Origin of the sequence: Nocardia sp. JMUB6875 (assembly GCF_041154655.1) — a bacterium.
GTDB lineage: Bacteria > Actinomycetota > Actinomycetes > Mycobacteriales > Mycobacteriaceae > Nocardia.
Genome location: NZ_BAAFGR010000032.1, coordinates 1 through 26,400 on the forward strand (window position 1 = coordinate 1; position 26,400 = coordinate 26,400).

A 26,400-nucleotide genomic window follows, 5' to 3' on the forward strand; every position below is an offset into this window, starting at 1 on the left:
CGCCCCCACCAACGATTTCGCCCCCGCCATCCCCCGGCGAAGGCCAGGGGAGAACGGGGGCGGAATTCTTCGCTACCGGCGGGTGACCGCTAGACGGTGAAGAAGCCGATGGTCGGCAGGAACGAGCAGGTGATCGGCTGCGACTCCGGATCGGCCTGGGTGGTCAGCGAACCCGAGACGACGGCGACCACGCGGCCGTTGCCGGTATTGGCGATAGCCGAGAGGGTGGCCGGGCCGTCGGGGTTGATGTGCTGCTCGTTGGTCAGGTTCATGGTGCCGCTGGCGCGGGTGTCCAGGTTCAGCCACTGCACCGTCATCGGCGCCGCCTGCACATCGGTGGGCTGCTTGGTGCCCAGCGCGGTGAAGACGAAACCGGCCTGGCCCTGTGCGGGTCCGGGCGGGGGCAGCTGCGCCGGGCCGGGGACGGCCAGCGCGGTGCCCACCGAGTCGGCGGAGGAGGAGATGCAGCCCTTGCCGATGGTCGGCCACAGGAACTGGGCGATGACCGGGCCGTCCTTCGGGATGTCCGGGCCGCCACCGCCGCTGCCGTCGAGGAAGGTGATGACCGCGAGCAGGGTGGTCTTCACCTGGGCGGGCAGGTTGCTGCTCTCGAGCAGCTGCTTGGCCTGGGCCAGGATGGCGTTCTTCGGGCCGGCGTCGGCGATATCGGCGGGCCCGGTCGCGGCGCCGATGATGGCGGGGACCAGTGACGCGAGCGCGTCGACCGGAACACCTTCGGGGATCATCGGAATGGACGAGACATTCTGTGCCGGTGCGGGCTTCGCGTAGGCCGTCGGCACGGCGACGGTGGCGCAGGCCGCCAGGGCCAGCGCGGACATTGCGAACCGCGATCCTCGGGTGCGAAGCACTGGTGTAGCCGTCCTTACCTTCAGGGACCATCTAGCGGCGATGGAGCCATCGCTCCGCGCCACTCTAGGTACCGGGCTGCCAAGTTGTACAGCCACGGCGCGATCTTGGCGAACTAGATCAGCTGACGCTATCGAACGAGCGACCAGAAAGCGTGTTACAGATGGGGTCAGTGATGCAAATGTTACAGCGAGGGGTGCGCGGTGGGCGGCATATTCGGCGGTACGACTAGGCTTGTCGAGGCCGTGCCCCCGGGGACCAGCCGATGGCCGCATGCGTGACCCGCCGAACGAAAGACCGTGCCGTGTATCGACACGTCCTTGCCTCCATGCCGCCCGTGAATCGACGCGGCTTGTGAATCGACCCTTCCGCATCGCCGCCGCGGCACTGGGCATTTCGGTGCTGGCGCGGCTGGCGTGGGTGCTGCTGCTGCCCAACGGCATGAACTTCGTCGACCTGCACGTCTACGTCGACGGTTCGGCGAACTTCGGCAGCGGCCACCTCTACGACTACACCGATTCCAGCAAGACGCCGGACTTCCCGCTGCCGTTCACCTATCCGCCCTTCGCGGCCATGGTCTTCTATCCGCTGCACTTCCTGCCCTTCTCGGTGGTGGCCATCGGCTGGCTGCTGGCCACGGTGGCGGCGCTGTTCGGTGTGGTGTGGCTGGCGTTCGAGATGCTTGTGGGCAAAGCGGCCATGGGAGAACCGAAGTGGCGCACTGCCGCGGTGGCCTGGACCGCGATCGGCATGTGGCTGGAACCGGTGCGATCCACCTTCGACTACGGCCAGGTCAATGTCTTCCTGGTGCTGCTGGCCATGGTCGCGGTGCGCAGCGCCACCTGGTGGATCTCGGGCGCGCTGGTCGGCATCGCGGCGGGCATCAAGCTGACCCCGGCGGTGACCGGGCTGTACTTCGCGGCCCGCAAGCGCTGGCTCACCGCGATCTGGTCGGCGGTGGTGTTCTTCGGGACCATCGGCCTGACCTACCTGATCACGCCGGGGGAGACCAACAAGTACTTCCGGGAGCTGCTCGGCGACGCCCACCGCATCGGACCGGTCGGTTCGGCGACCAATCAGTCGCTGCGCGGCGCGCTCAGCCGCCTGGTCGGCCACGATGTGGTGTCGGGCCCGCTGTGGATCGCGGCCGCGCTGGTCACGGCGGTGCTCGCCTTCTTCGCCTGGCGCGCACTGGCTTCCGACGACCGCCTCGGCACCCTGATCATCGTGCAGCTGTTCGGGCTCATGGTGTCGCCGATCTCGTGGTCGCATCACTGGATCTGGCTGCTCCCGGTGATCCTGTGGCTGCTCTACGGTCCGCTGCGGGACGCGGCCGGCGCGCGAGTGATAGCTGGCTATTGGCTGATTGTGACTTTGATCGGCGTGCCGTGGGTGCTCGGCTTCTTCCAGGACTCGATCTGGACCATCTCGCGGCCGGGCATCCTGTCCTGGTTGGGCACGGTGGACGCGCTCGGCGTGCTGGTTTTCTTCGTCTGGATCATCCGCTCCGGGCGGTCCGGTTCCGATCGGTCGGTGAATCGGTCACCTGCGCGGGAGTCCTCGGACCGGTGATATAAGTATTCCCGCGGGGGGCCGCTTGCCCTGAATTTTGGGGTTGCGCGCGTTATTCCATTGCGCGACTACGCTTGTCGACACTCCGCAAGCCGCATTCGCCAGCCGTGAACTCCGGTCGGTGATCCATCCGACTCGAAAGTTCCGTGCCGTGAATCGACGTTTCTACCTGGCGACCGCCGCATTGGGCATCTCGGTACTGGTCCGCCTGGCCTGGGCGCTGTTCTGGCCGAGCAACCTGATCCTGGTGGACCTGCACGTCTATGTCGAAGGCGCCGCGAACCTGTTCAACGGAAACCTTTACGACTGGACCGATTCCAGTCGTTCCCCGCAATTTCCGCTGCCGTTCACATATCCGCCCTTCGCGGCCTTCCTGCTGTATCCGCTGCACTTTCTGCCCTTCGACGTCGTAGCCGTCGGCTGGCTGGTGGCGACCGCGGCGGCGCTGTTCGGCATCGTGTGGATCGCGTTGGAGATGATGGTGGGCCGCGAAGCCATGCGCGAACAGCGGTGGCGCACCGCCGCGGTCGCCTGGACCGCGGGCGGGCTGTGGCTGGAGCCGGTGCGCTCGACCCTGGACTACGGCCAGGTCAACGTGTTCATCGTGCTGCTGGCCATGCTCGCCGCGCGCAGCACCCGGTGGTGGCTGTCGGGTCTGCTGGTCGGCATCGCGGCCGGTATCAAGCTGACCCCGGCGGTGACCGGCCTGTACTTCGTGGCCCGGCGGCAGTGGCTCGCGGTGGTCGCCTCGGCGGTGGCGTTCTTCGGGACCATCGGCCTGACTTTTCTGCTGGCGCCCAAGGAAACCGATCGATACTTCGGTGAGCTCGTCGGTGATCCGCATCGCATCGGCCCGGTCGGTTCGGTGATCAACCAGTCGCTGCGCGGCGCGCTCACCCGCATCGCCGGGCACGACATCGGCTCCGGGCTGCTGTGGGAATCGGCGGTGCTGGTGACGGCGGTGCTGGCCTTCTTCGCCTGGCGCTCACTGCGTTCCGACGATCGCCTGGGCCTGCTGCTGATCGTGCAGCTGTTCGGCATGATGGCCGCGCCCATTTCCTGGTCGCACCACTGGATCTGCCTGATCCCGCTGGTGCTGTGGCTGCGCTACGGTCCGCTGCGCGATGCTGTCGGCGCCGGCCTGCTGCGCGCGTTCTGGCTGTTCAACACGATCATCGGCATCCCGTGGATGCTGGGCACGCTCCAGACGAACATGTGGGATATCTCGCGTCCGTGGTACCTGGCCTGGCTCGGCGCGTCGAACACCCTCGGCGTGCTGGTGTTGTTCGGCTGGATGATCGCGGTCGGGCGATTCGCCCGGCTCACCCCTGCGCGTGCAGTCGATCGATCTCCCGTGCGAGAGCCATATCCAGTGGCGTGAGGCCGCCCGCGGAGTGCGTCGAGAGCGTGAAAGTGACTCGCCGCCAGCGGATATCCATATCGGGATGGTGGTCGGCGGCCTCGGCCGCCAGGGCCACCCGGCGCACCAGCTCGATGCCGGCCAGGAACGAGGTGGCCTCGATGGTGCGGGTGATGCTGTCGCCTTCGCGGGTCCACTCGGGCAGTTCGGTGAGGGCCTTGGCGATGTCGTCGTCGGAGAGCAGCGCGGGCTTCATGAACCCGGTCTACTCCGGTTTCAGGCCGCGCGTGCGAGTTTGAGGCACTTCTTGAGTTCCTTGCCGCAGCAGCCCTGGGCCTCGGCCTTTTTCATGCGCATGATGACGACCGGGCACTTCACGCACCGGGTCTTCTTGCGGCAGCATTTCTTCTTCGGCTTGAGGCCGGAGACGTCCTTCGCCTTCACCTTGCCCATGTTGGTTAGCTTAACCTAACCTCAGCCCATTAAACGTGTGATTTCCTCGGCCCCGTAATATGTAGCTCGCCGCATGCCCGGTGGAGTTCGCCATGTCTCGAAGTTGGCCTACCCACGCATGAGACCCATCCGGGTCGGCATCAGACTTTTCACCAGGAGGAATCAAACGTGTCGTCTGTCGAGTTCCGCAACGTCGCCATCGTGGCGCACGTCGACCACGGCAAGACAACACTGGTCGACGCCATGCTCCGGCAATCCGGTGCGTTCGCCGAACGCGCCGAACTCGTCGACCGAGTGATGGACTCCGGTGACCTCGAGCGCGAGAAGGGCATCACCATTCTCGCCAAGAACACCGCTGTTCACCGGCATAATGCCGACGGATCGGTCACCGTAATCAATGTCATCGACACCCCCGGCCACGCCGACTTCGGTGGTGAGGTCGAGCGCGGTCTGTCCATGGTGGACGGCGTCGTGCTGCTCGTCGACGCGTCCGAGGGTCCGCTGCCGCAGACCCGCTTCGTGCTGCGCAAGGCGCTCGCCGCCTCGCTGCCGGTGATCCTGGTGGTCAACAAGACCGACCGCCCGGACGCCCGCATCGAGGAGGTCGTCGAGGAGTCGCACGACCTGCTGCTGGACCTGGCCTCCGACCTCGACGACGAGGCCTCGGAAGCCGCCGAGCTGGCCCTCGACCTGCCGGTGCTCTACGCCTCCGGCCGCGCGGGCGTCGCGTCCACCAAGCGTCCCGACAACGGCCAGGTGCCCGACGCCGAGAACCTCGACGAGCTGTTCGAGGTCCTCATGAAGTACGTCCCGGCCCCCAAGGGCGACCCGAACGCCACCCTGCAGGCGCACGTCACCAACCTCGACGCGTCCCCGTTCCTGGGTCGTATCGGCCTGGTGCGCATCCACAACGGCACCCTGAAGAAGGGCCAGACCGTCGCATGGATGAACGGCGACGGCGTCAAGAACGTCCGCATCACCGAGCTGCTCAAGACCGTCGGCGTCGAGCGTCAGCCCGGCGAGGAGGCCGTGGCCGGTGACATCGTCGCCGTCGCGGGCATCCCGGACATCATGATCGGCGACACCCTCGCCGACGTCGACAACCCGGTCGCGCTGCCGCGCATCACCGTCGACGAGCCCGCCATCTCGGTCACCATCGGCACCAACACCTCGCCGCTGGTCGGCCGGGTCTCGGGCCACAAGCTGACCGCCCGCATGGTGAAGTCGCGCCTGGACCAGGAGCTGGTCGGCAACGTGTCGCTGCGCGTGCTCGACATCGGCCGCCCGGACGCCTGGGAGGTGCAGGGCCGTGGTGAGCTGGCGCTGGCCATCCTGGTCGAGCAGATGCGCCGCGAGGGCTTCGAGCTGACCGTCGGCAAGCCGCAGGTGGTCACCAAGATCGTCGACGGCAAGACCCACGAGCCGTTCGAAGAGCTGACCATCGACTGCCCGGACGAGTACCTCGGCGCCGTCACCCAGCTGCTGGCCGCCCGCAAGGGCAAGATGGTCCAGATGAGCAACCACTCGGCCGGGTGGGTGCGCATGGAGTTCATCGTTCCCTCGCGCGGTCTGATCGGTTTCCGCACCGACTTCCTCACCGAGACCCGCGGCACCGGCATCGCCAACGCCGTGTTCGACGGCTACGCCCCGTGGGCCGGCGAGATCCGCGCCCGCCACACCGGCTCGCTGGTCTCCGACCGGGCCGGTTCGGTGACCCCGTTCGCGATGATCCAGCTGGCCGACCGCGGCCAGTTCTTCGTGGAGCCGGGCGCCGACACCTACGAGGGCCACGTGGTCGGCATCAACCCGCGTGCCGAGGACCTCGACATCAACGTCACCCGCGAGAAGAAGCTGACCAATATGCGGTCCGCCACCGGTGACGTGCTCGAGACCCTGGCCAAGCCGCTGCAGCTGGATCTCGAGGGCGCGATGGAGTTCTGCACCGACGACGAGTGCGTCGAGGTGACCCCGGAGATCGTGCGCGTGCGCAAGGTCACCCTGAACGCCAACGACCGCCAGCGCGAGATCTCCCGCCGCAAGGCGCGGGACCGGGCCGCTCAGTAGTAACGCTCTGACCTGTCGGCGAGTCGCTTTCGAGCGGCTCGCCGACTGGTATGTACGGCTGCCGTGGCCGGATCGTGAAGGGTGGATCCAGTAGAGTGCCGAACGTGAGAACGGGGGCCCGGATGCGCGCATCGCTGCGCGCGGTGCTGTTGATGGTGGCGACCCTGTTGGCGGTCGCTACCGGCTGCACCGCGAATCCGCCGCCGCCCATCGAGTCCACGGACAGTCCGAAGACGCAGCCCGCCAAGCCGGGGAAGAACACGGTCGTGGTGGCGGTCGACGACATCGGGATCGGGTTCAATCCGCACCTACGCTCGCAGCAGTCGCCCGCGACCGCGGCCGTGGCGTCCATGGTGCTGCCGAGTCCGTTCCGGGCCAGTCCGACTCCCGGCGTTCCGGGCGGCACCGATTGGAATCTGGATCCGGCGCTCATGGTGTCGGCGGATGTGACGGCGCAGGAGCCGTTCACCATCACCTACCAGATCAAGAACGAGGCATCCTGGTCCGACGGCGCGCCCATCGCGGCCGAGGACTTCAAATACCTGTGGCAGCAGATGATCACGCAGCCCGGCGCGGTGGATCCCGCGGGCTACCGGCTCATCTCCGATGTCAGCTCCTCGGCGGGCGGCAAGACCGTGACCGTCACCATGACCGAGCCGTATCCGGCTTGGCGGCAACTGTTCTCGGATCTGCTGCCCCAGCATCTGGTGAAGGACTCCGGTTTCGAGCAGGGGCTCGTCGACACCATCCGGATCTCCGGCGGCCAGTTCCGCATCAAGCAGGCCGATCGCGGCCGCGAGGAGATCCTGCTCGAACGCAATGACCGGTACTGGGGTCAGCCCGCGGTGCCGGATCAGATCCTGTTGCGCCGCGGCGGAACCGCCGCGCAGGTCGCCGAATCGCTGCGGACCGGCGACGCGCAGATGGCGCTGGTGCACGGCGGCGTCGCGTTGCAGGCGCAGCTGGGCGCGATTCCCTCGGTGCGCACGGCCATGATGGCGCAGGCCCGCGAGATGCAGCTGGTGCTCAACGGCCGCAGCGGCGATCTCGCCGATGTGCGGGTGCGCCGCGCGCTGCTGGGACTGCTGGATCCGGTGCTGCTGGCCACCGTCGGCGCGCAGACCGGCAGCTGGGTGGAGCCGGTGCGGGCGCAGGTGCTCGCACCCTCGGATCCCGGTTACGCCGTGACCGCGCCGCCGCGGCTGAGCCCGGAGGAGGCGTTCGGGCTGCTGGCCGAGGCCGGATTCGCCCGCGCCGCGGAGACTCCCGCCGCGCAGTCGGCGACTTCGCCCGCGCCGCAACCGCGTCCGCTGGCCAAGAACGGGAAGTCGCTGACCGTGCGCCTGGGCGCGGTGGAGAACGACACCACCTCGCAGGCGGTGGCGAATACCGCCGCCGACCAATTGCGCAGCGCCGGAATCGATGTGATCGTGCGCAGCGTGTCGGCCTCCACGCTGTACAGCAAGGAGCTGACCGACGGCAGCATCGACGTCGTGGTCGGCTGGGAGCGCACCGGCGGGGATCCGGCGACCGTGCTGGCCTCCCGCTACGGCTGTGCGCCGGTGCCGCTGCCCGGTGACGGCAATGACTCGACCGTGGTGGACGGCGCGAAGAAGTCACCCTCCAATCTGTCCGGTGTCTGCGATCCGTCGCTGCAGCCCGCCATCGACGCCGCCCTGCGCGGCATCGATGTGGGCAAGGTGATCGCCGAGGCCGAACCCAAGCTGTGGGAGTTGTCGACCGTGCTGCCGATCGTGCAGGACACGCAGGTGGCCGCGGCCGGGCCGCGGGTGGACGGGGCCTCGCTCAGCGGCGCCATCCAGACCGGCATCTTCGGCGATGCCGCCAACTGGCGGAGGCTGCCGTGAGCGCACACGATCCGAGCGCCGCGACACACGGCCTGCTGCTGGTGCACGCGCACCCGGACGACGAGTCCATCACCACCGGCGGCACCATCGCCCACTACCGCAAGCGCGGCATCCCGGTCACCGTGGTGACCTGCACGCTCGGTGAGGAGGGCGAGGTCATCGGGGACGAGTACGCGCACCTGGTGGCCGGGCAGGCCGATCAACTGGGCGGCTACCGGATCCTCGAATTGACCAGGGCCCTGGCCGCTTTGGACGCGGGCGAGCCGCACTTCCTGGGCGGCGCGGGCCGCTGGCGCGACTCCGGCATGGCCGGGACGCCGTCGGCCCGCAATCCCCGCGCCTTCGTCAACTCCGGCACCGCCGCCGTGGACGCGCTGGTGCAGGTGATCCTGGAACTGCGCCCGCGCGTGGTGATCGGCTACGACCCGCGCGGCGGCTACGGGCATCCGGATCACATTCGCGCGCACGAGATCACGATGGCCGCCATCGACACCGCCTCCGACTGGGGCTGGATCGTCCCCAAGGTCTACTGGACGGTCACCGACGGCGCGGTGCTGGCCATGCACACCGATGCGCTCAAGCGCCGCACGGTGGATCAGCTGCCGGGCGCCCTGCCGCGCGGCTGGCGGCTGCCGCACGAGGGTGAATTGGCCTGTGTCCCCGCCGAATCCGTGACCACCACGGTGGACGTGTCCGATGTGCTGGCCGCCAAGCGGGCCGCCCTGCGCGCCCACGCCACCCAGGTGACGGTGGCCCCCTCGGGGCGCGAATTCTCCCTGTCGAACGACATTGCCCAGCCGGTACTGCCGGAAGAGCACTACATTTTGGTGCGCGGCGAGCGCGGCCCGCTCGGCCCCGACGGCCGTGAACACGATCTCTTCGCCGGGCTGGAATGAGGACTGAGCCATGTACAACTGGGATTTGCAGAATGCGATAGCGGCTTTCGTCGAGAGCCAGCGCCCGTACTTCGAATGGCAGCACGAGCTGTACCTGTCGGTGCTGTACGGGTTCGTGGACATGCAGAGTCACCTGCTGACGCTGCTCGGATTCCCGCCGGTGCCGTGACGGCCGCCGTCGGCGCCCGGGCGGGCGATGCCATTGCCGAGACCGAGCCGGTGCGCACCGTGCTCAACGCGGTGATCGGCGCACTGCTGTTGATCGACGCCGTGATCACGCTGGGACTCGAGGTGCTGTTCCTGCCGATCTACGCCGGGCGGGCGCATCTGCCGGAACTATCGCCGGTGATGGCCGCGCCGCTGGCCTCGACCACCACCGCGGGCGCGATCGCGCTGCCGTTCACGGCGCTGGCGGCCGCGGTGATCAATGTGCTGCTGGTGATGGGCATGGGCGTTGTGACACAGCGGATTCCGGTGATGGCGTCGCCGATCCTGGTGTGGACGGTCGGATTCCTGATCTGCGCCGGGTTCAGCCCGAGCGGCTACGCGCTGCTCATGGGCGACTGGCCGACCATGCTGCTGCTCATCTGCGGCCTGCTGCCCTCGGGCATGTACCTGTACTACCGGGCCACCGCCCGGCTGGCCACGACGGGCGCGTGAGCGAGCTCACAGGTTGAGCGTTCCCTGACGGAGTCACACTCCGCCGTCCCCTCTCGTCATCTTAATGAACGCGATAACAGCGAGGACGAGCAAGGGGAAAGACGATGGGATTCGACGAACTGCGCAACACCGTCCGCGGCCGCGTATTGGCCGCGGGCGACACCGATTTCGAGCAGGCCGCGCGGCCGTGGAGTGTCGCGGTCACGCAGCCGGTGGCGGCGGTGGTCGAGGCCGCCGATGTCGATGATGTGGCGGCCGTGGTGCGGTACGCCCGCGGCGCGGGCATCCCGGTGGTCACCCAGCCGACCGGGCACGGCGCCGCGGGCGGGGTGGAGAACGCGATCCTGCTGCGCACCGGTGCGCTGAACCGGATCGAAATCGACCCGGCCGCGCGGGTGGCGCGGGTAGGCGCGGGCGCGCAGTGGGGCGCGGTGCAGGCCGCCGCGGCCGAGCACGGGCTGACCGGGCTCGCGGGCAGCAACCCGGTGGTCGGCGTGACCGGCTACACGCTGGGCGGCGGCGCGGGCTGGTTCGGCCGCAAGCACGGCTGGGCCTCGAATGCGGTGCGCGCCTTCGAGATCGTGGACGCCGAGGGACGCGCGGCGCGGGTGACCGCGGACAGCGATCCGGATCTGTTCTGGGCGCTGTCCGGTGGCGGCGGCGATTTCGCCGTGGTGACCGGTCTCGAGTTCGAGCTCTTCGAGGCGCCCGGCCTGTACGGCGGCCGGATCATGTGGCCCGGCGAGCGCCTGCGCGAAGTGTGGGATGCCTTCCGCGCCTTGACCTCTCAGGCCCCCGATGAGCTGTCGGTGTGGTTCCAGCGGTTCCAGTTCCCGCAGGCCCCGGAGATGGTGGCCCTCGACGTCGCCTACCTCGGCGACCCCGAAGCGGGCCGGGCGCTGGTGTCCGTGCTCGACGGCATCGAAGGCGCGGTGTCCGACACCCGGGCCGCCATGTCGGTGGCCGCTCTCGGCACCATCACCTCCGAACCGACCGACCCCAGCCCCGCCATCGGCCGCACCGAACTGCTGACCGAGCTGACCCCGGAGGCGGAGAAGATCATCCTCGGCGAATCCGTTGCGCCACTGGCCAATATCCAGGTCCGCTACCTCGGCGGCGCCCTATCCCGGCCCACCGGCGGCGCTCGCGAGGCGATGCCCGAGCAGTACCTGATCTACCTGCTCGGCCTCGGGCTGCCGCAGCTGCGCGACGCGGTGCGCGGCAAGATCGACGCCCTGGTCGGCCAGTTCAGCGGGCAGATCACCGGCCAGAAGCCCTTCACCTTCCTGGCTCCCGGCGAATCCGCGGCCGCCGCCTTCGACGCGGCGACCCTCGACCGCCTCCGCGCGATCAAGCGAGACCGCGACCCGCACAACGTGATTCGCTCGAACTACCCGGTCATCGGCTGACGCCGAGCCACTACCGGCTGACGCCGAGCTGTCCCGGAGTGACCGCCTCGATCAAGGCCCACGCCTGATCGAGGGGCAGGTCGATGACGTGGTACCGCTTCTTGCCCGCGGCGGAGGCGGCCACCACGGTGGCCACACCCGCGCGGCGCTGAAAGAAGCTCTGGCGCACGGTCCAGCCGATGACGCCCGGGGCTTCCAGACAGTCGCGATCGCGATCCAGTGACCCGCTGCGAGTGATCAGCCACGTGGGATTGCCATTCGCGGCGGGCAGCACGGCGTGGCCGAGACCGCGATAGCGATCCCACGCCAGCGCCGCCGCGATCGGCACGGCAATGGCCAGGACTATCCAGATCCACAGCGGAATATCCACTCCGGCAATGGATATCGCGAGCAGGGCGGCCGCGACCGCCGCGAGCGGGCCCAGGGCGCGAGTGTACCGGCGACGACGAGCTACCGGGCCGTGGGGAGCCAACGGCACGGTCACGGGCAGCGGGGCGGGGTTCTCCTCCGTCATCCCGGCATGCTTTCGGCCGGGATCCACGGCGGTGTGGTGGATTTCGGCCGAAGGCGCGCCGGAATGACGGGGTGAGGTGTCGCCGAGGAGGTGGGCCAGGGTCCGATCCACGGCGGCTCGGGGTGCCTGGGGCAGGATCTTCTGGCGGGGGCTGGTGCCGACCATGATGGCCTCGAGTTCGGCGGCCCCGGCCAGCCGCAACATCAGGGGCTCGTTGACCGTCGCGCCGCGCAGGCGGGCCAGGTCGAGAGTTGTTTGGCGAGTGGTGAAGAGGCCGTGGCGGATGGTGAGGGTCTTGCCGTCGTCGTGGACGTTGAGGCCGAACCAGGTCATCAGGTAACGGGCGCAGGCGGCGAGGCTGACTACGACTACGAGGATGACGAGCAGCAGGGCGATCACGCCCGCGATGACGGTGGCGCCGCGGTGGCCGACATCCTGGAGGGTGCCGGACTTCAGGAAGATCTGGGCGAAGCCGTACTGGAAGGCCAGACCGACGACCGGCGCGACAATCGCGAAGCCGGTCAAGGACAGTGGGGCGTAGCGCACCCAATCCGCTTGCCAGTGCGCGATTTCCACGGCGGGCCCGGCGGGTTCGGCGTCGACGGCGGTGCCCTCGGTCGCAATCGCGGGGGAGTCAACCGGTTCCGTACCCGCGCGGGTGTGCGCCAGCAGCGCGAGGCGCAGTTCCGGCACCAGCTTGGCGTCCAGCGAATCCAGCTTGAACTGGTCCTTCTTCTCCGCGTCCTGCCCGGTGCCGATGGACAGCACCGCGAGTCCGAGCGCCCGGTGCAGCAGGTCGGCCTGCACATCCACCGAGCGAACCCGGTTGCGCGGCACCGAGAGTCGCTTGCGCTGGATGAGTCCGGTGCGCAGTTCCACGTTCTCCGGGGTGATCCGGTAGGTGGTGGTGAACCAGCGGGTGAGCGCGAAACCCACGATGATCGCCACCACGGCCAGCGACCACATGGGGTTGTCGGCGCTGGCCCCCGCGACCAGGGTGGCGATCAGGACCGGGATGTAGCGGATGAGCTCGGTGACCGGGTGGACCAGCAGCATGCGCTTGTCGAGCCGCTGCCAGCTGCCCGCGGCGGACCCGATCGGTCCGGGCAGGGGCGCGAGCACTTCGGTCGGATACGCGTCCGAGAACACCTCGGGATCGGGATTCGGCTGGCTCACGTGGCATCCCCCCGATGCTGCGCGGCGATGGCGGTCAACTGCGCGACGGTGTCGCGGGCATCGGCCAGCGCCAGCGCGCTGATGTGCACCGCCCCGGCGGAGGAGGCGGTGGTGACGGTGACCGTGGCCAGCCCCAGCAGCCGTTCGAGGGGTCCCCGGTAGGTGTCCACGGTCTGCACGCGGGTGATGGGAGCGACCCGGCTCTCCTGGGTGAACCAGCCGGTGCGCGTGTACACGGCCTCGTCGGTGATCTCCCAGCGGTGCACCGCATAGCGCCACAGCGGGATCACCGCGATGCTGAATACCGCTGCCAGCAGCACAATTCCGAGCACCAGCCCCTGGATGCCGCGCCGCTGCGAGTCGAACAGCGCCCAGATCCCCACCCCCAGCACCGGCACCACCCAGGACAGCGCGGCGCTGAGCGCCCACAGCAGTTTGGCGCGCGGGCTGGGGCGCCGCGACGGGTCGGCCAGGATGCCGCCTGCGGCGGGAGGCTGGGACATGCTGCCCATGCTTGCATGAATCCGACCGCGGAGGCGGTTGTTACGAGCCAGGGACTGGACGCCCCGTTCCCGCTACTTCGGCGTGATCCGGTACAGCCCGGTCGTGGTGCCCTGGTACTGGATTCGGCCGGGCGCGATGGTGCCGACCATTTCCAGGGTGTCATTGACCATGGTCGCGCCGATGAACTGTTCGGTATCGAGGTGGCCGGTGGCCGCGTCGATCACCGCGAAGCTGTAGTTATCGGTGATCGCGGCGCTACCGCTGCCGAGGCCGCTACTGCCACTGGCGCTCCCGCTGCCCAGCGCGCCGCTGCCGCTGCCCAGCAGCGAATGCCGCGTGAAGGTGTAGATCTTCCCGTCCGCCACGGACAGTCGCGGCACCGCCGAGGACGGCACATTGTTCGTCCACACCACCGTGCAGCCCGACCCCGTCACATCGATCCGGGTCATGCCGCCCGAGATCGGCGCGCTCGCGGGCTGACTCGTCCCCGCGTTCGGCGGCAGCGCCGGGTACGGGTAGCCGTAGGTACTCGCCACGAACACGCTGTTGCCCGATCCGATGGGCGAGTTCTCGGTGCCGTCGATGGCGGGCACCGAGCAGATCTGATGTCCGGTGGCGGTGTCGAAGACCAGCAGGTTCTCCTTGGTGGCCGCATTGTCGGTGATGGCGAGGTACTCGGTGCCGTCGCCCGGCCCGAAGAAGGTCGGCGTCGCGCCGGTGCCCCAGCTCAATTGGCCGGGCTTGCGGGCCGGTCCGCGATCGTAGGCCTGCCGCCACACGATCCGCGGATTGCCGCCGCCGTCCACGTTCAGCAGATACAGCGCGTGGTCGGTGGCCACCGACATGCCCTGCGGCGCGGTCGCGATGGAGTTGGCGACGTTCTCACCGGGCGCGAGCACGATCGAGCGCGCGGTGCCGTCGGTGTTCACGAACCCGGCGGCCGCGCCGTCGGTCGCGAACCAGACCCGGCCCTGGTAGTCGGGTGAAACCGAGCTGACCGCATCGCAGTCACCGCCGCCGCAGTGCCCGGTGACCGCCTGCGTCACATCGGTTTTCGAGGCGATGGACAGCGACCACGATCCGTCGGAGCCGCGCTGATGCCCGATGCGCAGCAGACTGCCGGACCCGTCGACGGTGACCATCCGGTCCTGATTGTCGAGGTAGGCATACACCCCGCCGAGCAGGCTGCCCTTGGTGAGATCGAGGCGCGCGAGGGTGTTGCCGTTGTTCGGATCCAGCAGCAACACCTCCGGCGCGCGGTCGGTGACCTTGGTGCACAGCGCCTGCGGGAGTCCGTCCGCGCCCTGCAGGATGGTCGGGCAGGCCGCCGCCTGTTCGTGGAAGTCGGCGCGCACGCCGCCGGTGCCGACGCCGGGCAGCGGCGTGGTGTCGGAGGCCTCGGCGTCACCGTGCATGGTCGCGGTGCCGGTCGGCCCCAGATAGGGATTGGCCGGCGGCACCGGCCCGAAGGCGTAAGCGGTGCTGGTGGCGACGGTCAGCAGGGCGGCGGCGCCCAGCCCGGCGACAACGGTGGCGCGGCGGATTTTCGCGAGCACGAAGGTCACTTCCTCTTCTCCGGCGAAGCGGTCGAACCGGCAGGCTATTTCACCGCCACTGAAATTTGAACAGTTGATCTCAGTGAGTACGAATACTCGTATCACCGGCCCGGAATAACGGCCGGGGGACACGGGTTTGCCCGTTCCATGGCACCCGAGTCGGATAAGTCGGATGGATGGCGCATGATCGAGGGCGTGACGGATCTTGCGAACCCGAGCCTGCCGCCGAAGCCCCCGAGTGACTCGGCCATGCGCCGGGCGCTGCGCCGGGCCCGGGACGGGGCGACGCTCAACCTCGACGAGGCCGTGGTGCTGCTGCACGCGCGCGGCGCACAACTCGAGGACTTGACCGCCTCGGCCGCGCGGGTGCGCGACGCCGGGCTGCGCGAGACCGGGTACGCGGGGGAGACCCTCCCGATCACCTACTCGCGCAAGGTGTTCATCCCCATTACGCACCTGTGTCGCGACAAGTGCCACTACTGCACCTTCGTGACTGTGCCCGGCAAGCTGCGCGCGCAGGGCAAGGGCATGTACATGGAGCCCGACGAGATTCTCGAGGTCGCCCGCCAGGGCGCCGAACTGGGTTGCAAGGAAGCGCTTTTCACCCTCGGCGACCGCCCGGAGGAGCGCTGGCCGGAGGCTCGGCAGTGGCTCGACGAGCGCGGCTACGACTCCACCCTGGATTACGTGCGCGCCATGGCGATTCGCGTGCTGGAGGAGACCGGCCTGCTGCCGCACCTGAATCCGGGCGTGATGACCTGGGAGGAGCTCTCGCGGCTCAAGCCGGTGGCCCCGTCCATGGGCATGATGCTGGAGACCACCTCCACCCGGCTGTTCACCGAACCCGGTCAGGCGCACTACGGTTCGCCGGACAAGGATCCGGCCGTGCGGCTGCGCGCGCTCACCGACGCCGGTCGCCTCTCGGTGCCGTTCACCACCGGCATCTTGGTCGGCATCGGCGAGAACCTCACCGAGCGCGCCGAGTCCATCCTGGCGATCCGCAAGGCGCACAAGGCGTTCGGGCATGTGCAGGAAGTCATCGTGCAGAACTTCCTGGCCAAGCAGAACACCGCCATGCGCGACACCCCGGACGCCGATCTGGAGGAGTTCCGGGCCACCATCGCGGTGGCCCGCCTGCTGCTGGGGCCGAAGATGCGCATCCAGGCCCCGCCGAATCTGGTGTCGCTGGACGAATGCCGGGCGCTCATCGCGGCGGGCATCGACGACTGGGGCGGGGTCTCCCCGCTGACCCCCGACCACGTGAATCCGGAACGGCCCTGGCCGAATCTGGAGACCCTCGCGCAGGTCACCGCCGATGCCGGTTACGTGCTCACCGAGCGCATCACCGCGCACCCGAAGTACGTGCTGGCGGGCCATCCGTGGATCGATCCGCGCGTCTCCAAACACGTTGCCGCGCTGTCGGATCCGCAGACCGGTCTGGCCGCCGACGTGAAGCCGACCGGCCTGCCGTGGCAGGAGCCGGACCACGACTGGGAATCGGTCGGCCGCATCGATCTCAATACCGCCATCGACTCCGAGGGCCGCCTCACCGAATCCCGCAGCGACTCCGGCATTGCCGATGATTCGCTGGGCGCCTTCGGCGACTGGGAGTCCATTCGCGAGCAGGTGCACGAGCTGGCCGCCGCCGCGCCCGAGCGCTTCGATGCCGATGTGATGGCCGCCCTGCGCGCCGCCGAGAAGGACCCGGCCGGCCTGACCGACGACCAGTACCTGGCCCTGGCCACCGCCGACGGCCCGGCGCTGGAGGCCGTCACCGCGCTGGCCGATCAGCTGCGCCGCGACACCGTGGGCGATGACGTCACCTACATCGTCAACCGGAACATCAACTTCACCAATATCTGCTACACCGGCTGCCGCTTCTGCGCGTTCGCGCAGCGCAAGGGCGATGCCGACGCCTTCAGCCTGAGCCCGGCCGAGGTCGCCGACCGCGCCTGGGAGGCGTGGGTCGAGGGCGCGACCGAGATCTGCATGCAGGGCGGCATCGATCCCGAGCTCCCGGTCACCGGGTACGCGGATCTGGTGCGCGCCATCAAGGCCCGCATCCCCGAGATGCATGTGCACGCGTTCAGCCCCATGGAGATCGTGAACGGCGCCTCCCGCGGCGGCCAGTCCGTGCACGACTGGCTCTCGGCGCTGAAAGAGGCCGGGCTGGACTCGATTCCGGGCACGGCCGCGGAGATCCTCGACGACGAGGTGCGGTGGGTGCTCACCAAGGGCAAGCTGCCGACGTCGGCGTGGATCGACGTGATCACCACGGCGCACAAGCTGGGCATCAACTCCAGCTCGACGATGATGTACGGCCACGTGGACAACCCGAAGCACTGGGTCGGCCACCTACGTGTGTTGCGTGGAATCCAGGACGAGACGGGCGGTTTCACCGAATTCGTGCTGCTCCCGTTCGTGCACCAGAGCGCCCCGCTCTACCTGGCGGGCGCGTCCCGCCCGGGCCCGACCGTGCGCGACAATCGGGCCGCTCACGCCCTGTCGCGAATCATGCTGCACGGCCGAATCAAGAATATTCAGACCAGCTGGGTCAAACTTGGTATCAAGGGAACCCAATTGATGCTGAATGGTGGAGCCAACGACCTGGGCGGCACCCTCATGGAGGAGACCATCTCCCGCATGGCCGGCTCCGAACACGGTTCAGCGAAGACGGTCGAGGAACTGACGGAGATCGCGTCGGGCATCGGCCGCCCGGTAAGGCAGCGCACCACCACCTATGGTGTACCGCCGCACCGCTCGCCCGTCGCCTCACTATTGGGGTAAGTGGGGCCGGATCGAGGCTAGGACTCGATCGACCTCAGGGTCGGCCGCAGCGTGGCGGTCCGAAGTTAGGGCAGGCTTGGCAAGAGTAATGTTGGCTGGCCGGGATAGGGTTTTCGCCGGGCGGAGTTCATCCCGCATGTGAGGACAGACTAGGAGAGCGGCAGTGCCGTACATCATCGCTGAACCGTGCGTTGACGTGAAGGACAAGGCGTGCATCGAGGAATGCCCCGTGGACTGCATCTACGAGGGCGGCCGCATGCTGTACATCCAACCGGACGAGTGCGTGGACTGTGGTGCGTGTGAACCGGTCTGCCCGGTGGAAGCCATCTTCTACGAAGACGACACCCCGGATCAGTGGGCCGGTTACGTGAACGCGAACGTCGACTTCTTCGACGACCTGGGCTCCCCGGGCGGCGCCACCAAGGTCGGCAAGGTCGACTACGACCCGCCGTTCATCGCCGCGCTACCGCCGATGGCCAGCGAGTAGGACGAGATTTGACCGCGCGTGGCCGGGTCAGCGCTCTGCTACCCGATTTCCCCTGGGACACCATCGCTTCCGTGAAGGCGAAGGCCGCTTCGCATCCGGACGGCATCGTCGACCTCTCGGTCGGCACCCCCGTCGATCCGGTGGATCCGCTGATCCGCGAGGCACTCTCGTCGGTGGCGGAGGTGCCCGGATACCCGACCACGCACGGCACGCCCGAATTGCGCGAGGCCGTGGTGTCGGCGCTGAAGCGGCGATTCGGGATCACCGGGATCGAGCCGGCCGCGGTGCTGCCCGCCATCGGCACCAAGGAGCTGATCGCGGGACTGCCGCGACTGCTCGGCCTGGGCGCCGAGGATCTGGTGGTCATCCCGGAGGTGGCGTACCCGACCTACGAGGTGGGCGCGCTGCTCGCCGGTGCCCGCTACCTGCGGGCCGACTCGACGGTCCAGCTGGGTCCCGAACGTCCGGCGCTGATCTTCCTCAACTCGCCGTCCAATCCCACCGGCAAGGTGCTGGGCGTCGATCACCTGCGCAAGGTGGTGCGGTTCGCCCGTGAGCGCGGGGCCATCGTGGCCTCCGACGAGTGCTACCTGGGCCTGGACTGGGGCCGCGATGCGGTGTCCATCCTCGATCCCGAGGTGTGCGGCCGCGACCACACCGGGCTGCTGGCCATCCATTCGCTGTCCAAGACCTCGAACCTGGCCAGCTACCGGGCCGGTTTCGTGACCGGCGATCCGGAGCTGGTGGCGGAGCTGCTCGAGGTGCGCAAGCACTCGGGCATGATGCTGCCGTACCCGATCCAGGCGGCCATGACCGCGGCCCTCGGCGACGACACCCACGAGGTCGAGCAAAAGGACCGCTACCGGGCGCGGCGGGCGGTGCTGCGAGATGCCTTGGAGCGCGCGGGATTCCGCATCGACGACTCCGACGCCGGACTGTACCTGTGGTCGACGCGCGGCGAGCCGTGCCGCACGACGCTGGATTGGCTGGCCGAGCGTGGCATTCTGGCGGCCCCCGGCGAGTTCTACGGGCCGCGCGGGAATCAGCATGTGCGCATTGCCCTTACCGCCACCGATGAGCGCATCGCGGCGGCCGCGGATCGTCTGACCAGCTGATTTCCCGTTACCGCGGGCCGCGTGATAGCGTCTACGACGTTGCAAGGCCCAGTGGCTGAGCAGTTATGCAAGGCCCTGTGGCGCAGTTGGTTAGCGCGCCGCCCTGTCACGGCGGAGGTCGCGGGTTCGAGTCCCGTCAGGGTCGCCTCTCGAGTTTGAAGCCCTCATTCGAGGGCTTTTTTCTTTTTCCGGGGTTCTCCGATCTCGATCTTTCCCGAAACTGACCCGTAGGCTCTTCACAACGCCTATAACAGGTTCTCATCGCATCTCGATGAGGAGTCTTTCAGTGCGTGGTCTGTCTTATGAAACCCCCGGTAAGAGTGTCTTCGGCAGCAATATCAGCCGACGCGGGTTCCTAGCTGCAACAGGTGTCATTTTGGGGGCGGCAGCACTACTACCGAAGATGCCCTCGGCGCGGGCATTACCCACCGGATCGATCAACGACGGGGACAAGATGCCCGTGCTGGTGATCGGCACCGGCTACGGCGGCGCGGTCGCGGCGCTGCGGCTGGCGCAGGCCGGGCAGAGCGTGGTCATGGTCGAGAAGGGCATGTCCTGGACCCAGCCCGGGTCCGACGGCAAGGTCTTCTCCAACATGCTCAAGCCGGACGGCCGGTCCTTCTGGCTGCGCACCAAGACCGATCAGCCCATCAACCACTTCATGGGCGCGGACTACAACAAGACCATCCCCAGCTACACCGGCGTGCTGGATTCCGAGGCGTTCAGCGGGATTCGCATCTACCAGGGGCGCGGCGTCGGCGGCGGGTCGCTGGTCAACGGCGGCATGGCGGTGACGCCCAAGCAGGAGAACTTCGCGAGCATCCTGCCCTCGGTGGACGCGGGGGAGATGTACTCCACGTACTACCCGCGCGCCAATGCGGGGCTCAAGGTCAACAACATCGACCAGACCTGGTTCGAGTCCGCGGACTGCTACCAGTTCGCGCGGGTCGGGCGGAAACAGGCTGAGCGGTCCGGCTTTTCGTGGACCTTCGTGCCGAACGTCTACGACTTCAACTACATGAAGCAGGAGCAGGCCAACACCGCGCCGCGCTCGGCGCTCAACGCCGAGGTCATCTACGGCAACAACTACGGCAAGAACTCCCTCGACAAGACCTATCTGGCGGACGCGTCGGCCACCGGCAAGGTGACCATCGTCCCGCAGCACGTGGTCACCACGGTGTCCCCGGCCAATGGCGGCGGGTTCACGGTGGTCATGAACCAGATCGACACCACCGGCAAGACCACCGCCACCAAAACCGTTACGGCGCAGAAGGTCTTCTTCGCGGCCGGCAGCGTGGGCACCAGCAAACTGCTGGTCACCCAGAAGGCCACCGGCAAACTGCCCAATCTGCCCGACTCGGTCGGCAGCGGCTGGGGCAATAACGGCAATGTCATGGTGGCCCGGCAGAACCAGGCCTGGGACGCCACCGGCAGCCTGCAGTCCTGCATCCCCTGCCTGGGCATCGACAACTGGGCCGACGCCGGCGGCCCGGCCTTCGCTGAGGTGTCGCCGTTCCCGGCGGGCATCGAGACCTTCGCCAGCCTGTACCTGGCCATCACCAAGAATCCGAACCGCGGCAAGTTCACCTACAACTCGGGTTCCGGTGGTGTGGACCTGAACTGGCAGACGGCCTGGAACCAGCCCAGCATCGATGCCGCCAAGCGGATCTTCGACAAGATCAACAAGAAGGAAGGGACGATCTACCGGACCGACCTGTTCGGTGAGTACAAGACCTGGGGCGACGATTTCGCATACCACCCGCTGGGCGGCTGCGTGATCAACGTGGCGACCGACAACTACGGGCGGCTCACGTCGTACCCGGGCCTGTACGTCATCGACGGCTCGCTGATTCCCGGTCTGACCACGGTGAATCCGTTCGTCACCATTACCGCGCTGGCGGAACGGAACATCGAGAAGATCATCGCGGACGACTTCCACTAGGAGCGTGTTCGTTCGGGCTGGGCAGGGGCTATCGCGATAGCCTGGGTTATGGACGCTGTCACGGTTGTCCCTGCTCCAGCCAACGAACCGGTGCACTCCTACGCTCCGGGCAGTCGCGAACGCGAACTGCTGAAAGCCAAGCTCGCCGAACTCTCCGCCGAATCCGTGGATGTGCCGCTCGTCATTGGCGGCAAGCGTCAGCCCGGCGGCGGGGAGCGGCTGAATATCACGATGCCGCACCGGCACCGGCATGTCCTCGGGACTTACACCAATACCACTCACGATGAGGCCCGCGCGGCCGTCGCCGCCGCCACGGCCGCCGCCCCCGGCTGGCGGGCCATGCCGTTCGAGGAACGGGCCGCCGTCCTGCTGCGCGCCGCCGACCTGCTGGCCGGGCCATGGCGGGAGACCATTGCCGCGGCCACCATGCTCGGGCAGTCGAAGACGGTGCAGCAGGCCGAGATCGACGCGCCCTGCGAGCTGGTGGACTTCTGGCGGTTCAATGTCGCCTTCGCGCGGCAGATCCTGCGGGAGCAGCCGGAATCGGCTGCGGGCGTGTGGAATCGGATGGATTACCGGCCCTTGGAGGGGTTCGTTTACGCCATCACGCCGTTCAACTTCACCGCCATCGCCGGAAACCTGCCCACCGCGCCCGCGCTCATGGGCAATACCGTCGTCTGGAAACCATCACCGACACAGACCCTTTCGGCCTACTTCACCATGCAGCTGCTGGAGGAGGCCGGGATGCCGCCCGGCGTCATCAATATGGTGACCGGCGACGGCGCGAAGCTGTCCGAGGTGGCGCTGGCCGATCCCCGGCTGGCGGGCATCCACTTCACCGGCTCGACCCGCACCTTCCAGTACCTGTGGCAGACCGTCGGCTCGAATATCGGCCGCTACCACGGCTATCCCCGCCTGGTGGGGGAGACCGGTGGCAAGGACTTCATCCTCGCCCACCCCTCTGCGGAGCCGGATGCCCTGCGCGTGGCCATGATTCGCGGGGCCTACGAGTATCAGGGGCAGAAGTGCTCGGCCGCCTCACGCGCCTACATCCCCAAGTCGGTGTGGAAGCGGATGGGCAAGGACTTCCTGTCCGAAGTGGAGTCGCTGACCTACGGCGACGTCGCCGACCTGTCGAATTTCGGTGGGGCCGTGATCGACTCCCGCGCCTACACCAAGTGCGCCGCCGCCATCGACCGGGCCGAGGGCGCCGGGATCGATATCGCGGCGGGCGGCGGCTGCGACGACACCGAGGGCTGGTTCATCCGCCCGACCGTGCTGCTCAGCGACGATCCGGGCGACGAGTCCTTCGATACCGAGTACTTCGGCCCCATCTTGTCGGTGTACGTCTACGACGACAGTGCCCCCGACGCCTTCACCGAGATCCTCGAGGTCGTGGACGCCACCTCGCCCTACGCCCTCACCGGCGCGATCTTCGCCCGCGACCGCAAGGCCGTGGAAACCGCCGCGACCGCACTGCGATTCGCGGCGGGCAACTTCTACATCAATGACAAGCCCACCGGCGCCGTCGTCGGCCAGCAGCCCTTCGGCGGCGCACGCGCCTCCGGCACCGACGACAAGGCCGGCTCCTATCTCAACCTGCTCCGCTGGGTCGCCCCACGCACGCTGAAGGAAACCTTCGTTCCCCCAACCGATTACCGCTACCCCCACATGGAGGTGCGATGAACCCGCTACGCCCGGCCATCCTGGCGGCGGCCGGATCGGCCACGCTGAAGAACGCCATCACGAAGGTCCCGGTCACGCACGCGGTGGTCCAGCGATTCGTGGCCGGTGAGACCCGCGCCGAGCTGGACCCCGTGGCGCGGGCGCTGCTGGCCAGCGGCCGTTCGATCAGCGTCGACTTCCTCGGCGAGTACACCACCGACCGCGGCCAGGCCGATGCGGCTGTGACGGAATACCTTTCGCTCATCGACGATCTGGCCGAGGCCGATCACGCGGTGCCCGGCGCGCACTCCGAGATCCCCCGGGTGGAGGTCTCGCTCAAACTGTCCGCGCTGGGTCAGTCCCTCGGCCCGGACGGCCCGGCCATCGCCGCCGAGAACCTGCACAAGCTGTGCGCCAAGGCCGTCGAACGCCGCGTCTGGGTGACCGTCGACGCCGAGGACCACACCACCACCGCCGACACCCTGGCGGCGGTGCGGCTGGCGCGGGCCGAATTCCCCTGGCTCGCCGTCGCTTTGCAGACCTACCTGCGCGACGCCGAGGACAATGCCCGCGACCTGGCCACCGACGGCACCCGAATCCGCCTGTGCAAGGGCGCGTACCAGGAACCCGCGGCAGTCGCCTATCAGCGCCGCGCCGAGGTCGACGCCTCCTACCTGCGCTGCCTGAACGTCCTCATGCGCGACGCCTGGTACCCCATGATCGCCACCCACGATCCGGCCATGATCACCGCCGCCCTCACGTTGGCGGGCGAAAACAACCACAGCCCCGGCGATTACGAATTCCAGATGCTCTACGGAGTCCGCGACGCCGAACAGAAGCGCCTGGTCGCCGACGGCCACGCCCTGCGCGTCTACGTCCCCTACGGCACCCAGTGGTACGGCTATCTCATGCGCCGCCTCGCCGAACGCCCCGCCAACCTGGGCTTCTTCCTGCGCGCCCTGGCCGACCGCGGCTGATTCGCTCCCCACAGGTCGTCATTCGGCGGGTCCGCGAGGCGTTATTCGGCGGGGACCAGGCGGTGCATCGCCCGGTCCCAGAGTCGGTCGCCGAGCAGGCGGCGGGCGATCGGCATGATCCTCGCCTGGGCGCCGATCTTGTAGCGGGGCTTGGGGTTTCGAGCCAGCGCGGCGCGGGCGACGACCCTGGCCACCGTCTCGGAGGTGAGGATGCCGCGTGCGCCGTCACGGTGCGTCCGCTCGATGAGAGTGCCGAGGTTGGATCGCAGGTGGTCGTAGGCGTGGTCGGAGTTGGGCTGGGGCAGGCCGCGCTGACCGGTCTCGATGAATCGTGTTCGGACAGCGCCCGGTTCGATGAGGACGGCGCGCACACCGAAGTGGTGCACCTCCAGCCGGAGACTGTCGCAGAGCGCCTCGAGCGCGTATTTCGTCATGCTGTAGGCGGCCGACGCCGGTGGCGCGACCAGCCCGGCGGCCGAACCGAGGGTGATGATCCGGCCGCCGCCGTGGCCGCGCATGGCGGGCAGAACCAGCCGGGTCAGGCGGACGACCCCGAAGACATTGGTGTCGAACTGCCGATACAGCTCGTCCATCGGCACCTCTTCGACCGGCCCGACCTGCGAGTAACCCGCATTATTGACCAGCACTCCGACCGATCCGTGCTCTTCTTCCACCGAACGCACTGCCCGCGCACAGGATTCCGGATCGGTGACATCGAGTTGCAGCACGCGGGAGCCGGATTCGGCCAGATCGGCAATGGATTCGGGGTTACGGGCCGTGGCGTAGGTGGGTATTCCGGCGGCCGCCAGGGCGAGGGCGGTGGCCCGGCCGATGCCGGAGGAACAGCCGGTAATGAGGGCGGAATTCGGCAGCATGACAGCTCCTGGATACTTCTTCATCCCGTTATGAGACATTGATGTCTCATAACGAGAGTACGCCGTTCCGGTCCGCGTGTCCCTTCGTACGATGTGACCCATGAGCCGCACGCCCGCGCTGCGCGACCACATCGCGACGCTGATCCTCGACAAGGCGACGGCCCTGTTCGCCACCCACGGTGAGTCCGTGAGCATGGCCGATATCGCGGCCGCCGCCGATATCGGCCGCGCGACCCTCTACCGCTACTTCGCCAGCCGCGACGCGCTGCTCGAGGCCATGGCCACCGTCGCGCTCACCGAATTGCGGCAACGCCTCACCGAAGCCCGCCTCGACACCGTCCCTGCCCCCGAGGCGCTGGCCCGCCTCACCCGAATCTTTCTCGCCGTCGGCGGCAAGTACGTGGTCCTCACCCGCACCGGCGCGAAACCCGCCGACCGGGCCGAAATCGCCGCCGCCGTAACCGAACCCGTCCAAGCGGTGATCGCCCGCGGCATCGACGCCGGTGACCTGCGCGCCGACCTCCCCGCCGACGCGCTGCTACTGCTCTACGGCAGCCTGATCGAAACCGGCATCCCCCTGGCGGCCGGTCCCGGCGGCGGAGTCGAGCACGCGGCCGCCCTCATCGTTGACATGTTCCTGCACGGCGTGGGCGGCCGCTGAGCGCTTGTACTAGACCAGCGGGCGGCGGAAGCGGCGGCGCAGGCGCATGTCCGCGAGATAGAAGTTGAAGGGGAACAAGCGGATTACGTCGGGCATGCGGGTCCAGACCGCGGAGATCAGGCGCAGGAAGCCGGCGAAGATGCGCTCGTCGCGGGCGCTCCAGGACATGTTCATCTCGGTGCGCAGATGCGCCGGGAGCAGCGCGGTCACGATGAAGCGGTGCAGCCCGCCGAGGGTGATCTGCAGCGGCCAGGGGAGCATCTTCAGATCGACGAGGTCGTTGAAGTAAGTCCGCGTGCGATCGTCGATGGTCTTGGTCGCCAGGTTGTCTTCCCAGTACTCGTAGAAGGCGTCGCGGGTCGGTGGCCACATCTCCGGTCGCATCTGCAGCGTGGTGCCCAGGCGCGCGCCGTACTGGTAGAACGCTTCCGCCACATCGGGATCCATGGGTCCGCGCATGCGGTGGTAGATGTCGTCGAAGCCCCAGAACAGGCAGGCCGCCACCCACAGCTGCAGCTTCGGATCGAAGGCGTTGTACTTGACCTCCGCGCCCGGCTTGCTGTGAATGCTGCGGTGCGAGGTGTTGACCGCCTCGCGGTAGTCGCGCCGGTCGTCCTCGGTGCCGAGCAGGGCGACGGCCAGGTAGGTGATGGTGGTGCGCAGGCGCTTGATCGGGTGCAGGGTGACCTTGCCGCTGTCGACGTCGCTGTCCATGACGCCGTAGGCCACCGGCTTGAGCGACAGCTGCATGACCACGTTGGCCGCACCGCCGAGGAAGGCACCGATGCCGTCGAGGTGTGCGCGGACGGTCTCCGGGGTCAGCGGTTCGAAGTCGGCGAACGGGTACTCGTCGGCCTTGCGAAGCGGTGCGGTCATCGTTGACTCGGCTCCTCGTCGGTCACTCCTCGCCCATGAGGAGAGAGTGTGAGAAAGTTCTCGGGTCACCCTCTCACCGCTGTCCGCCGGTGTCAATGTGCGAAGATTAGAGCCTC

At 68.2% G+C, this 26,400-nt stretch carries 23 protein-coding genes and 1 tRNA gene; 16 read left to right on the forward strand and 8 right to left on the reverse strand.

From position 1 onward, the window contains the following. Positions 1-89 precede the first annotated feature (89 nt). A complete protein-coding gene (locus ACAM49_RS10885; RefSeq protein ID WP_369635340.1) occupies positions 90-839 on the reverse strand; it encodes a hypothetical protein in 750 nt (249 codons plus the stop codon). A gap of 301 nt (positions 840-1,140) precedes the next feature. Between ACAM49_RS10885 and ACAM49_RS10890 the strand changes: the two genes are divergently transcribed. Both ACAM49_RS10890 and ACAM49_RS10895 read left to right on the forward strand, forming a co-directional pair. Then, positions 1,141-2,439, forward strand: a complete 1,299-nt coding sequence (locus tag ACAM49_RS10890) for a mannosyltransferase (RefSeq protein ID WP_369635341.1) — start codon at positions 1,141-1,143, stop codon at positions 2,437-2,439. A gap of 121 nt (positions 2,440-2,560) precedes the next feature. After that, positions 2,561-3,820, forward strand: coding sequence for a mannosyltransferase (locus ACAM49_RS10895; RefSeq protein ID WP_369635342.1), 1,260 nt, complete (start codon positions 2,561-2,563; stop codon positions 3,818-3,820). Here ACAM49_RS10895 and ACAM49_RS10900 read toward each other — a convergent pair. Both ACAM49_RS10900 and ACAM49_RS10905 read right to left on the reverse strand, forming a co-directional pair. After that, on the reverse strand, positions 3,762-4,055 hold the full coding sequence (locus tag ACAM49_RS10900; RefSeq protein WP_369635343.1) for a 4a-hydroxytetrahydrobiopterin dehydratase: 294 nt from the start codon (positions 4,053-4,055) through the stop codon (positions 3,762-3,764). The genes ACAM49_RS10895 and ACAM49_RS10900 overlap by 59 nt on opposite strands. 20 nt (positions 4,056-4,075) lie before the next feature. Next, complete coding sequence (locus ACAM49_RS10905) at positions 4,076-4,252, reverse strand: hypothetical protein (RefSeq protein WP_086008037.1); 177 nt, start codon at positions 4,250-4,252, stop codon at positions 4,076-4,078. Between the two features lie 168 nt (positions 4,253-4,420). Here ACAM49_RS10905 and typA point away from each other — a divergent pair, with 168 nt between their 5' ends. The 6 genes from typA (at position 4,421) to ACAM49_RS10935 (ending at position 11,149) form a co-directional block, all read left to right on the forward strand. Beyond that, positions 4,421-6,316: a translational GTPase TypA gene (gene typA, locus ACAM49_RS10910; protein ID WP_040812199.1), complete on the forward strand. Its 1,896-nt coding sequence runs from the start codon at positions 4,421-4,423 to the stop codon at positions 6,314-6,316. Positions 6,317-6,438: 122 nt separating this feature from the next. Beyond that, positions 6,439-8,184 (forward strand): ABC transporter family substrate-binding protein, encoded by a 1,746-nt coding sequence (locus tag ACAM49_RS10915; RefSeq protein ID WP_369635384.1) that lies wholly within the window; start codon positions 6,439-6,441, stop codon positions 8,182-8,184. Continuing rightward, entirely contained in the window at positions 8,181-9,080 is a 900-nt protein-coding gene (gene mshB / locus ACAM49_RS10920) for an N-acetyl-1-D-myo-inositol-2-amino-2-deoxy-alpha-D-glucopyranoside deacetylase (protein WP_369635344.1), read from the forward strand. The genes ACAM49_RS10915 and mshB overlap by 4 nt, the downstream gene beginning before the upstream one ends. Before the next feature lie 10 nt (positions 9,081-9,090). Beyond that, entirely contained in the window at positions 9,091-9,249 is a 159-nt protein-coding gene (locus ACAM49_RS10925; RefSeq protein ID WP_167333469.1) for a hypothetical protein, read from the forward strand. After that, on the forward strand, positions 9,246-9,740 hold the full coding sequence (locus tag ACAM49_RS10930; RefSeq protein ID WP_369635345.1) for a hypothetical protein: 495 nt from the start codon (positions 9,246-9,248) through the stop codon (positions 9,738-9,740). The genes ACAM49_RS10925 and ACAM49_RS10930 overlap by 4 nt, the downstream gene beginning before the upstream one ends. A 104-nt stretch (positions 9,741-9,844) precedes the next feature. Beyond that, positions 9,845-11,149 (forward strand): FAD-binding oxidoreductase, encoded by a 1,305-nt coding sequence (locus ACAM49_RS10935; protein ID WP_369635346.1) that lies wholly within the window; start codon positions 9,845-9,847, stop codon positions 11,147-11,149. A 10-nt stretch (positions 11,150-11,159) separates the two neighbouring features. Here ACAM49_RS10935 and ACAM49_RS10940 read toward each other — a convergent pair whose 3' ends face one another. From ACAM49_RS10940 to ACAM49_RS10950, 3 genes are all read right to left on the reverse strand, one after another. Beyond that, positions 11,160-12,839: a PH domain-containing protein gene (locus ACAM49_RS10940; protein WP_369635347.1), complete on the reverse strand. Its 1,680-nt coding sequence runs from the start codon at positions 12,837-12,839 to the stop codon at positions 11,160-11,162. Beyond that, positions 12,836-13,342, reverse strand: a complete 507-nt coding sequence (locus tag ACAM49_RS10945; protein ID WP_369635348.1) for a PH domain-containing protein — start codon at positions 13,340-13,342, stop codon at positions 12,836-12,838. The genes ACAM49_RS10940 and ACAM49_RS10945 overlap by 4 nt, the downstream gene beginning before the upstream one ends. A 72-nt stretch (positions 13,343-13,414) precedes the next feature. Further along, positions 13,415-14,908, reverse strand: coding sequence for a hypothetical protein (locus tag ACAM49_RS10950; RefSeq protein WP_369635349.1), 1,494 nt, complete (start codon positions 14,906-14,908; stop codon positions 13,415-13,417). Positions 14,909-15,082: 174 nt separating this feature from the next. Here ACAM49_RS10950 and ACAM49_RS10955 point away from each other — a divergent pair, with 174 nt between their 5' ends. The 7 genes from ACAM49_RS10955 to ACAM49_RS10985 all read left to right on the forward strand — a co-directional run bounded on the left by ACAM49_RS10955 (position 15,083) and on the right by ACAM49_RS10985 (position 23,872). Continuing rightward, entirely contained in the window at positions 15,083-17,686 is a 2,604-nt protein-coding gene (locus tag ACAM49_RS10955) for a bifunctional FO biosynthesis protein CofGH (protein ID WP_369635350.1), read from the forward strand. Positions 17,687-17,849: 163 nt separating this feature from the next. Next, a complete protein-coding gene (gene fdxA, locus ACAM49_RS10960) occupies positions 17,850-18,173 on the forward strand; it encodes a ferredoxin (RefSeq protein ID WP_040812194.1) in 324 nt (107 codons plus the stop codon). A gap of 8 nt (positions 18,174-18,181) precedes the next feature. After that, positions 18,182-19,288, forward strand: a complete 1,107-nt coding sequence (gene dapC / locus ACAM49_RS10965) for a succinyldiaminopimelate transaminase (protein ID WP_369635351.1) — start codon at positions 18,182-18,184, stop codon at positions 19,286-19,288. A 71-nt stretch (positions 19,289-19,359) separates the two neighbouring features. After that, a tRNA-Asp gene (locus ACAM49_RS10970) sits at positions 19,360-19,433 on the forward strand. A gap of 258 nt (positions 19,434-19,691) precedes the next feature. Beyond that, entirely contained in the window at positions 19,692-21,230 is a 1,539-nt protein-coding gene (locus tag ACAM49_RS10975) for a GMC oxidoreductase (RefSeq protein WP_369635352.1), read from the forward strand. Between the two features lie 48 nt (positions 21,231-21,278). Further along, complete coding sequence (gene pruA / locus ACAM49_RS10980; protein WP_369635353.1) at positions 21,279-22,916, forward strand: L-glutamate gamma-semialdehyde dehydrogenase; 1,638 nt, start codon at positions 21,279-21,281, stop codon at positions 22,914-22,916. Further along, positions 22,913-23,872 (forward strand): proline dehydrogenase family protein, encoded by a 960-nt coding sequence (locus ACAM49_RS10985; RefSeq protein ID WP_369635354.1) that lies wholly within the window; start codon positions 22,913-22,915, stop codon positions 23,870-23,872. Before pruA ends, ACAM49_RS10985 begins: the two co-directional genes overlap by 4 nt. 41 nt (positions 23,873-23,913) lie before the next feature. Here the strand turns inward: ACAM49_RS10985 and ACAM49_RS10990 are convergent, their stop codons facing one another. Further along, positions 23,914-24,747 carry an SDR family oxidoreductase gene (locus ACAM49_RS10990; protein WP_369635355.1) on the reverse strand — a complete coding sequence of 278 codons (834 nt, stop codon included), beginning with the start codon at positions 24,745-24,747 and terminating at the stop codon, positions 23,914-23,916. Positions 24,748-24,847: 100 nt separating this feature from the next. Here ACAM49_RS10990 and ACAM49_RS10995 point away from each other — a divergent pair, with 100 nt between their 5' ends. Beyond that, entirely contained in the window at positions 24,848-25,408 is a 561-nt protein-coding gene (locus ACAM49_RS10995; protein ID WP_369635356.1) for a TetR/AcrR family transcriptional regulator, read from the forward strand. Between the two features lie 9 nt (positions 25,409-25,417). Here ACAM49_RS10995 and ACAM49_RS11000 read toward each other — a convergent pair whose 3' ends face one another. Next, positions 25,418-26,284, reverse strand: a complete 867-nt coding sequence (locus ACAM49_RS11000; protein ID WP_369635357.1) for an oxygenase MpaB family protein — start codon at positions 26,282-26,284, stop codon at positions 25,418-25,420. Between the last annotated feature and the right edge of the window lie 116 nt (positions 26,285-26,400).

Coding starts and splice junctions, on each gene's coding strand:
- ACAM49_RS10885 (WP_369635340.1), bottom strand. CDS start 839: ATGTCCGCGCTGGCCCTGGCGGCCTGCGCCACCGTCGCCGTGCCGACG.
- ACAM49_RS10890 (WP_369635341.1), top strand. CDS start 1,141: ATGCGTGACCCGCCGAACGAAAGACCGTGCCGTGTATCGACACGTCCT.
- ACAM49_RS10900 (WP_369635343.1), bottom strand. CDS start 4,055: ATGAAGCCCGCGCTGCTCTCCGACGACGACATCGCCAAGGCCCTCACC.
- ACAM49_RS10905 (WP_086008037.1), bottom strand. CDS start 4,252: ATGGGCAAGGTGAAGGCGAAGGACGTCTCCGGCCTCAAGCCGAAGAAG.
- ACAM49_RS10915 (WP_369635384.1), top strand. CDS start 6,439: ATGCGCGCATCGCTGCGCGCGGTGCTGTTGATGGTGGCGACCCTGTTG.
- ACAM49_RS10925 (WP_167333469.1), top strand. CDS start 9,091: ATGTACAACTGGGATTTGCAGAATGCGATAGCGGCTTTCGTCGAGAGC.
- ACAM49_RS10935 (WP_369635346.1), top strand. CDS start 9,845: ATGGGATTCGACGAACTGCGCAACACCGTCCGCGGCCGCGTATTGGCC.
- ACAM49_RS10945 (WP_369635348.1), bottom strand. CDS start 13,342: ATGTCCCAGCCTCCCGCCGCAGGCGGCATCCTGGCCGACCCGTCGCGG.
- ACAM49_RS10955 (WP_369635350.1), top strand. CDS start 15,083: ATGATCGAGGGCGTGACGGATCTTGCGAACCCGAGCCTGCCGCCGAAG.
- ACAM49_RS10975 (WP_369635352.1), top strand. CDS start 19,692: ATGCCCTCGGCGCGGGCATTACCCACCGGATCGATCAACGACGGGGAC.
- pruA (WP_369635353.1), top strand. CDS start 21,279: ATGGACGCTGTCACGGTTGTCCCTGCTCCAGCCAACGAACCGGTGCAC.
- ACAM49_RS10985 (WP_369635354.1), top strand. CDS start 22,913: ATGAACCCGCTACGCCCGGCCATCCTGGCGGCGGCCGGATCGGCCACG.
- ACAM49_RS10990 (WP_369635355.1), bottom strand. CDS start 24,747: ATGCTGCCGAATTCCGCCCTCATTACCGGCTGTTCCTCCGGCATCGGC.
- ACAM49_RS10995 (WP_369635356.1), top strand. CDS start 24,848: ATGAGCCGCACGCCCGCGCTGCGCGACCACATCGCGACGCTGATCCTC.
- ACAM49_RS11000 (WP_369635357.1), bottom strand. CDS start 26,284: ATGACCGCACCGCTTCGCAAGGCCGACGAGTACCCGTTCGCCGACTTC.